This is a genomic window from Janthinobacterium sp. Ant5-2-1 (genome assembly GCF_001445815.1).
Taxonomy (GTDB): Bacteria; Pseudomonadota; Gammaproteobacteria; order Burkholderiales; family Burkholderiaceae_D; genus Janthinobacterium; species Janthinobacterium lividum_E.
Window position 1 is genome coordinate 1 of sequence record NZ_LNCE01000143.1, and the last position, 8513, is coordinate 8513.

Below are 8513 nucleotides of genomic sequence, written 5' to 3' on the forward strand. Positions count from 1 at the left end.
GACAGTAGCGACTTAATGCAACTACCGCCGGCAACGGAAAGATTAAGTCATGGCGTGATCGGGTAAGCACCTGAATGGATACGATCGCTGCTGGCCGCATATGCCACCAGCAGCGATCGCATCCAGCACTCAAAAACGCGTTACTTTTTCTTCATCATTTCCTGACAGTCCTTCATCATTTGATCCATTTTTTCATGCATTTTCGGATCCATTTGATGATCCATTTTTGGCTCCATCTGATGTTCCATTCCAGCTTGCGGGGCTTTATTGGCCGCTCGCATCATTTGCGCCTGCTTGGCCTTGCGCCCTTGCTCAATCAGTTGCCAGTCCGGGCCAGCGAAGGCGGGAAATGCAGTGCTAAGAGTGCTGATACAGAGCAGCGTAAGTAGTAATTTTTTCATGATAGACTCCTCGATAAACTAATTTGATGTATGCATCGTCATCCCCATGGTCAAGTGGCTAATTCAACCATCGACAATACAAAAGCCGCAGCGCAACTGCGGGAACGTCTGACATATCAGAAAAAAAATCACCTCTATCCGTTTGCGAAACAAAACGCATCGTAGCAGTGGTAGCACCGAGATCCGGATAGTCGCCGCCTGCGTTATGGTCGGCAAAAGGTGGTCCCATATAGCAGAAGGCGCATGGCTGGCAGCTTGGCATGGCCATCGGCTGCGCAATCGCCGCAGATGCACGCATGTCGTTTTGCAGTGGAAACGCCGGCACATGGCTGCACCAGATAAAACCGAACAACACCACCGCACACCTCACGAAATACACGAGGTGCTTAGCCGATCGGTAGGTGCCAAACGGTCTCATGACGGCTAATTCTCCTCTGCTGCTGCCGAGCCGGCGGCACGGATCTGACGCCGACGTAGCAGCAGATAAACCGCAGGGACCACAAACATGGACAACAACGGCGCGGTAATCATGCCGCCAACCATCGGCGCGGCGATGCGCTGCATGACCTCCGACCCAGTGCCGGTGCCCAGCATAATCGGCACCAGGCCGGCGATAATGACCGCCACCGTCATTGCCTTGGGCCTCACGCGCAAGACCGCCCCTTCACGAATTGCATCGAGCAGATCGGTTTCACCAGCGTTACCATTCGCCAGACGTTCATCCCAGGCATGCTTTAAATAAAGCAGCATGATTACGCCGAATTCGGCCGAGACGCCAGCCAACGCGATGAAGCCGACGCTGCCGGCGACTGACAGGTGATAGTCGAGCAACCACAGTAGCCAAATGCCGCCGGCCAGCGCAAACGGCAACGTTGCCATGATCAAGGCCGCTTCATCGAAGCGCTTGAAGGTCAAATAAAGCAGCACGAAGATAATAAGCAAGGTCGCTGGCACGACGATTTTGAGTTTTTCAGTGGCACGCTCTAGATATTCGAACTGCCCCGACCATGCAATGGAGTAACCCGCCGGCAATTTGACTTCCCTGGCGACGACTTGCTTCATGTCATACACAGTCGAACTCAAGTCGCGATCGCGAATATCGACATACACCCAGCCTGACAGCCGGGCATTTTCACTCTTGAGCATCGGTGGACCGTCGTCGATGCGGATCGCGGCGACATCACCCAGCCGGATTTGCGCCCCCCGCTCTGTCAGCACCGGTAGCTGGCGCAGTTTCTCGACTGAGTCGCGCACCTCGCGTGGATAACGCACATTAATCGGGAAACGCTGCAATCCTTCGACAGTTTCACCGATATTGTCACCGCCGATCGCCGCCGACACCACGCTTTGCACGTCTGCAATATTCAAGCCGTAGCGGGCGGCCGCGTCGCGATCGATATTGACGTCGATGTACCGTCCGCCATTCAGGCGCTCGGCCAGCGCCGAGGAGACGCCCGGCACCTTCTTGACTGCGCGCTCTATTTCACCTGTGATGCGGTCAATTTCCTCCAAGCTAACGCCTGCGACCTTGACGCCGACCGGGCTTTTGATGCCCGTGGCCAACATGTCGATCCGGTTACGGATCGGCGGCACCCAGATGTTGGACAGCCCAGGCACCTTGACGGTGCGATCCAGTTCTTGTATCAATTTTTCTGGCGTCATGCCAGGGCGCCACTGATCGCGCGGCTTGAACTGGATCATGGTTTCGAACATTTCCAGCGGCGCCGGATCAGTGGCGCTCTCGGCTCGGCCGGCCTTGCCGAAGACGCTTTGTACCTCGGGTACCGTTTTAATCAGCCGGTCAGTCTGCTGCAACAACTGCGCGACCTTGCCGGCGGACAGCCCGGGCAACGCCGATGGCATGTACAGCACATCGCCTTCATCCAGTGGCGGCATAAATTCGCCGCCGAGTCGACTCATGGGCCAGATCGTGATGGCCGCTACCAGTGCGGCCGCCAACAAAGTCAGTTTCGGGAAACGCAGCACGATATCAAGCAAGGGACGATATAGCGCGATCAGGAAGCGATTGAGGGGGTTCTTTTGCTCATCAGGAATGCGGCCGCGGATCAGATAGCCCATCAAAATGGGAATCAGCGTGACCGCCAAGCCAGCCGCTGCCGCCATCGCATACGTCTTGGTAAAAGCCAGCGGTGAAAACAAACGCCCCTCTTGCGCTTCCAGGGTGAACACGGGAATGAACGATAGAACGATGATCAATAGCGAAAAGAACAGTGCTGGCCCGACCTCAGCCGCAGCGTCGCCAATGACACGCCAGTGCTCATTGCCCTTCAGCTGCTTTCCTGGATGGGCATGATTCCAGGCTTCAATATGCTTGTGGGCATTCTCGATCATCACCACGGCGGCATCGACCATCGCGCCGACGGCAATGGCGATACCGCCCAGCGACATGATATTGGCGTTGACTCCCTGGTAGTACATGACGATAAAAGCGATCAGAATGCCGATCGGCAGCGTGATGATGGCCACCAGCGCCGAGCGCAAGTGAAACAGGAACAGCGCACAGACCACAGCGACGACAATGAATTCCTCGATCAGCTTTTCTTTCAGGTTGCTCACGGCGCGCTTGATCAAGCTCGACCTATCGTAGGTTGGGACGATCTCGACGCCGGGCGGCAAGCTCGCTTTTAGCTTTTCCAGTTTGACTTTGACGGCATCGATGGTTTCCAGCGCATTTTTCCCGGAACGCATAATGATCACGCCACCAGCAACTTCGCCCTCGCCATTCAATTCAGCAATCCCGCGCCGCATTTCCGGCCCGATCTGGATGCGTGCGACATCGCCCAGCCGCACAGATACGCCGGCATCAGACGTCATCAACGGAATCTTACGGAAGTCATCCAGCGACTTTAGATAACCAGAGGCCCGTACCATGTATTCGGCCTCGCCCAATTCCAGCACGGAGCCGCCCGTTTCCTGATTGGCTTTCTGCACGGCATCAATGATTTTGCCATGCGGGATGTTATAGGCGCGCATCTTGTCCGGATCGAGCACAATCTGGTACTGCCGCACCATGCCGCCAATGCTGGCCACTTCCGAGACGTTGGGCACCGCTTTCAACTCATACTTGAGAAACCAGTCCTGCAAGGCGCGCAATTGCGACAAATCGGTCTTGCCGCTACGGTCGACCAGCGCATATTCATAGACCCAGCCGACGCCGGTCGCATCTGGTCCGAGTGCGGTTTTTGCCTGCGGTGGCAGGCGTGACTGCACCTGGTTCAGATATTCCAGCACCCGTGATCGCGCCCAGTATGGATCGGTACCGTCTTCAAACAGAATGTAGACGAAGGAGTCACCGAAAAACGAATATCCACGCACCGTCTTGGCGCCCGGCACCGACAGCATGGTGGTGGTCAGTGGATATGTGACCTGGTTCTCGACGATTTGTGGCGCTTGCCCCGGATAGCTGGTGCGGATGATAACCTGCACGTCCGACAGGTCGGGAATGGCGTCGAGCGGCGTGCGCGCCAGCGACCATATGCCCCAGGCCGTAATGAATACAGTCACCAACAAGACCAGAAATCGGTTGCCGATAGACCAGCGGATCAGTTTTGCGATCATTTCGCCACTCCCGCTGGTGCCTTCATGCCACCCATGGGTTTGTTCTCGGGTTTCGGCACACCGGAGGTCGGCGCAATGGCCACGATCTCAAAGCTGCCATCTTCGCCTTGCCTGATGTCGAAGGCGACTCGGTCACCTATGCCGACATTGCGCGGCAAGCCCGTGGAGGGCACTTTGAAACCCATCGTCATCGCCCCCCACTGCAGCGACGTGATAGGGCCATGCGAGATGGTGATTTCGTCCTTGCCGATCTGTTCGACCTTGCCTACCCCATGGTGGCGCGGGGGTGCCTTGTCTGCATCCGGGGATGGCGTATCGCTCAAGCGTGTCGTGGTTCCCTTCAGGCTGGCCTCGGAATCGACCAGGAACTGCGCCGAGACGAGCACTTTCTGGCCAGCGGACAGGCCCTTGCGGATTTCGGTGAGACCATTGCCTTCGCTGCCGGCCTCCACATCGACGGGCATAAACTTGCCACCCTCCTGGGCAAGCATGACAACGCTGCGCGTACCCGTCTGGATGACTGCCTCCGATGGCACCTGCAAAACATCGGCGCCATTGTTTGACGTGAAGGTCAACGTAGCAAACATGCCGGGCAACAACTGGGCGCCGGGGTTAGCCAGCTCCACACGGGCTTTCAGGGTTCGCGTCGTAGCATTAACTTCCGGCAAAATGGCATTCACCTTGCCTTTGAAAATACTTCCGGGTAGCGCTTGTACCCGCGCTTCGACGGCATCACCGGGGCGAACCTTGGCCGCCACGCTCTCGGGCACTTCCGCGTTGACCCACACTGTCGCGAGCCCATTGATGCGAAACAGCGGCGCACCGGCGGAGACGGTCATTCCTTCGCGAGCGCCAAGCTCTGCGATCACACCGCTGATGGGTGCTGAGACCGTCAGGCGAGGATGTACCTTTCCACTCGATTCGACTAGCCGGATTTGCCCGTCACTCATACCAACAAGCCGCATGCGCTGGCGGGCAGCATCGACCAGGGATGCTGTCTCATTGCCTTGCATACGACGGCTTGCCAGATAGTCTTCTTGTGCCGCGATCCAATCAGGGACATACAAGTCAGCCAAGGGTTGCCCCTTTTTCACCGGATCGAGCAGGGCACGCGCATACAAGCGCTCTACAAATCCACCGCTACGCGCCTGCACCAGTGCCACGTCGCGCTCGTTATAGGCAACGTTACCGACGGCAACCAAGCCGGCGGACATCCTTCCTGATGTGACGAGCGCTGTGCGCACTCCCAGGTTTTGCTGGACCCGCGGGCTGATCGTAACATTACTGTCCTCACCATCCCCCGCAGCATAGACGGGCACCAGCGGCATATCCATGAACGGTGACTTACCGGGTTTGTCAAACTTCTGGCCTGGCACCATGGGGTCATGCCAATATAATGGTTTCTTGTTGGCAGCACTCGCGGCGCCTGCTGCGTTGCCGGATACCGCCTTGACGTCACCTGTAGATACTGTCTGATGTGCTTGTCGTAAACCAAACTGGTAACCGGCATAAGCGACCGCTGCAAGGGCACCCGCAAGTACCAGGACGTGTAATTTCTTATTGTTCATTTGAATTCCTGCTGGCGATGTACTGCGGAAATCTGCGTGATTGCGATGTCGGGAAAGAGGAAGCGAAGCTGTGCCCAGAACTGGGCTGTATTCATCTGCAACTGCAGCAACTGAACGTGCATGTCCGCACTGTTACGCCTGGCAGCGAGCACCTCAGCCAAAGAGGCTTTTCCGCCACGATAGGAGGCCAGGACCGCTTGGCTTCGCTCGTCGGCAAGGGGCAATAGCTGGAGCGCGTAGCGCTCGCTACGTTCTTGGCCACTCCTCCATTCGATGAGCAAGGCACGGATGTTGGCGGCATCTTCTCGCAGCAATTCGTCGCGTTCGCTCCTCGCTTGTTCGACCAAGGCGAGTTTGGAGCCTAGTTCGCGGTCCTGCCGGTTTTTGCGATCCCACTGTAATGGCAGGGATAGGCCAACGGAGACCATGTTCGAGTAGGCCGCGCCGCGCTGCTGGAATGCGAACTCGATACTCCAGTCCGGATGCCGATTCGCTCGCGCCAGATTGACGTCGGCCTGGGCGACTTCTTCCTGCCGATTCAACACCATGATCTGCGGGCGGTGCGCCAGTTCAGTGTCGAGCAACACCGGGTCCAGAGGGATGGTGCCCAAGTCGGGCATGCTGGCATCGGCAAGTTCGCCGCTGCTGCCGGTCCAACGCACCAGCATGTTTTTTGCCGTATTGAGGTCGCGTTCGACCTGACTGGCTCGGTCCTCAAGGGTTAACAAGGCAGAACGCGCAGCCAGCACGTCGGCCTGGCTGCCACGCCCGCCCCGATAGGCGGCCGTAGCGGCGTCAATTTCCTGGCGGGAAAAGACCACTTGTTCTGTCAGAACTACTGACATTTTCCGAATGTAGTAGACGTTGAGCCAGGAGATCGCCGTGTCGCGCTGAATCGCGGCGAGTGCGACATCTTTTTGCGCCTGCGCCTTGTCGGCTTCGCGCTCAAGACGTGCGGAACGCCAGCGCAATTTATCGGCGCGTGTCAGTTCCTGCGAAATGCCGATGCGCCGCATCGTCATGAAATCCCCGCTCAAACTAAAGCGATCACTGCCACTTAAGGGCACATTATCGATGCCGACCTTGAGAGTGGGATCGGGGCGCTGCGCCACCGCTACCGCCATTTCATGTGCAGCGACAGTGGCCTGGTCCTGCGCATGAAGTTGGCGCGAGCGGACGACAGCCTGCTGCAGCGCCTCGGTGAAGGTGATTGGCTGGGGGGCCGCGCGCGCATCATGAACGAAGGCAAGCAGCGGAAAAGTAAGGGCGAGAGCGAGCGCCGTCTTCATGAATGGGCGAAGACGGACGACGCGTGCATGCGACTGCACGGAGTACGGGATTGGCATGGCAGCTCCAGAATGCGATGGGCAACAACGCCCTGTCGAACCCGACAAGGCGATGACGATCTAGGCAGTCTGGAGTATCAAATACGCAAACAGCAATGGCGGATAGCGATAGGCGGTGCCGTTGGCCTCGCCAAGGTAATGAGCAAAGGAGGTTTTGCTGAATACACTACGGGAGTGTCATAAATAGCTAACGTCAAAAGCAGGACAACAGGGACGAATGATGGGTGGTCGGCGACAGGTGTCTTGTCCAGCGACTGCCTGGATGCATCTCCCACAGCATAAATTTGACACAACGTCGACTGGTCAGTGTCCATGCCAGCGCAATCTGTCATCGCGGGCATCGCAGATGCCCTAACACCTGCGGCTACAACAGAGCCACCGCCTCCCATCGGTACGCCAGGGCACAGGTACGAAGCAACCGCATGCTGCATGAACAGCATGCTAAGTATCGCGACAAGAGTCGTGAACAATCGCACTGTGCGGGAGGTCTTCATAAACTATCTATATGGACGGTATTCGTAGCCTAGGTTGTATCAGACCCACTGTCAAGGTATTGCTGCGATGCACTTGACCGTGAGCAAGTACGGATCCGAATGACCGGTATCATCACTATACGCATTACCATAATGGGGAAGGTCAAAGACATATGTCGCCGGATTGGAATGCTTTACGTTTAATTGCTTGACAAAAAACTTGCAATCGATGCACGATTTCCAGCAATTCCTTCGCTGGACCGGTGTCGACTGATTTCAATGACGAATATTCATGAAACGGCTTATCCACGCCTGAAACAAGAATTCACTGAGCAGGAGCTCGGGGCGATCTACACGCCTTCGCGCGCTCAAATTGACCATATCTTCACTCTGTATCGCCAAGCATCGCATCGTACTTTTTTGCTTATCCAACTTATGCTGGTGCAAAGGCTTGGTTATTTCGTCCCCTTGTCGAGCGTCCCGGCTATCGTGGTGCGGCATATCTGCGAACATAGCGGTCTGCGCGTTCCGGCAAAACGGGCACTGGCACAATATGATCAATCCGGTAGCAAGACAATACACCAGCGCCGTCTGCGCGGGTATGTGGGGATCCGGGTGATGGACTCGTCCGATGAATACTGGTTGGAAGATCAGGCCCTGCAGGCTGCCCATACCAAGCAGGAGCTACCCGACATTATCAATGTCCTGATTGAGGAGTTGGTCCAGCGTCGCCTGGAACTGCCTGGATTCACCTACTTGTTCAGGCTGGCTCGCCAGTCCCGCACCAGCGTCAACGACGGCATCTATAAGGCGGTGGCTGGCGGATTGCCAACTTGCGTGGTCGAGCGTCTTGAACACATGCTCACTGCCGGTGAGAACCTGCGCATATGGGATAGCCTCAAACGCGAGCCGAAGCAGCCCAATGTGCGTGCGGTGACGGATTTCTTGGCCCACATTGACACCATGATCGCGCTGGCGCAGGACCTGCCCAATACTGAGGCCATCGCCGCAACCAAGCGTGAACAACTCGTTTTGGAGGCGCGTGCCCTGGATGTGGCGGAAATGCGGCGGATCAAGCCACTCAAGCGCCACACCCTCATCGTGCTGCTGATTCAAAGCCAGTTGCAGAAGGCAATGGACGATATC

General features: G+C 56.9%; 6 protein-coding genes. 1 reads left to right on the forward strand and 5 read right to left on the reverse strand.

What is annotated here, in order from left to right; all coding sequences use genetic code 11:
• Positions 1-140 precede the first annotated feature (140 nt).
• From ASN89_RS26625 to ASN89_RS26640, 5 genes are read right to left on the reverse strand one after another with little or no spacing between them, the layout of a single operon-like run.
• Entirely contained in the window at positions 141-401 is a 261-nt protein-coding gene (locus ASN89_RS26625) for a hypothetical protein (protein WP_058051341.1), read from the reverse strand.
• Between the two features lie 58 nt (positions 402-459).
• Positions 460-819, reverse strand: coding sequence for a hypothetical protein (locus ASN89_RS28870; protein WP_133250774.1), 360 nt, complete (start codon positions 817-819; stop codon positions 460-462).
• A gap of 5 nt (positions 820-824) precedes the next feature.
• Entirely contained in the window at positions 825-3980 is a 3156-nt protein-coding gene (locus tag ASN89_RS26630) for an efflux RND transporter permease subunit (RefSeq protein WP_058051342.1), read from the reverse strand.
• Complete coding sequence (locus tag ASN89_RS26635) at positions 3977-5548, reverse strand: efflux RND transporter periplasmic adaptor subunit (RefSeq protein ID WP_058051343.1); 1572 nt, start codon at positions 5546-5548, stop codon at positions 3977-3979. The genes ASN89_RS26630 and ASN89_RS26635 overlap by 4 nt, the downstream gene beginning before the upstream one ends.
• Positions 5545-6894, reverse strand: a complete 1350-nt coding sequence (locus ASN89_RS26640; protein WP_082654774.1) for a TolC family protein — start codon at positions 6892-6894, stop codon at positions 5545-5547. The genes ASN89_RS26635 and ASN89_RS26640 overlap by 4 nt, the downstream gene beginning before the upstream one ends.
• Before the next feature lie 752 nt (positions 6895-7646).
• Here ASN89_RS26640 and ASN89_RS26645 point away from each other — a divergent pair.
• Positions 7647-8513 (forward strand): DUF4158 domain-containing protein (locus ASN89_RS26645; RefSeq protein WP_152988707.1); only part of this gene is annotated, 867 nt, incomplete at its 3' end.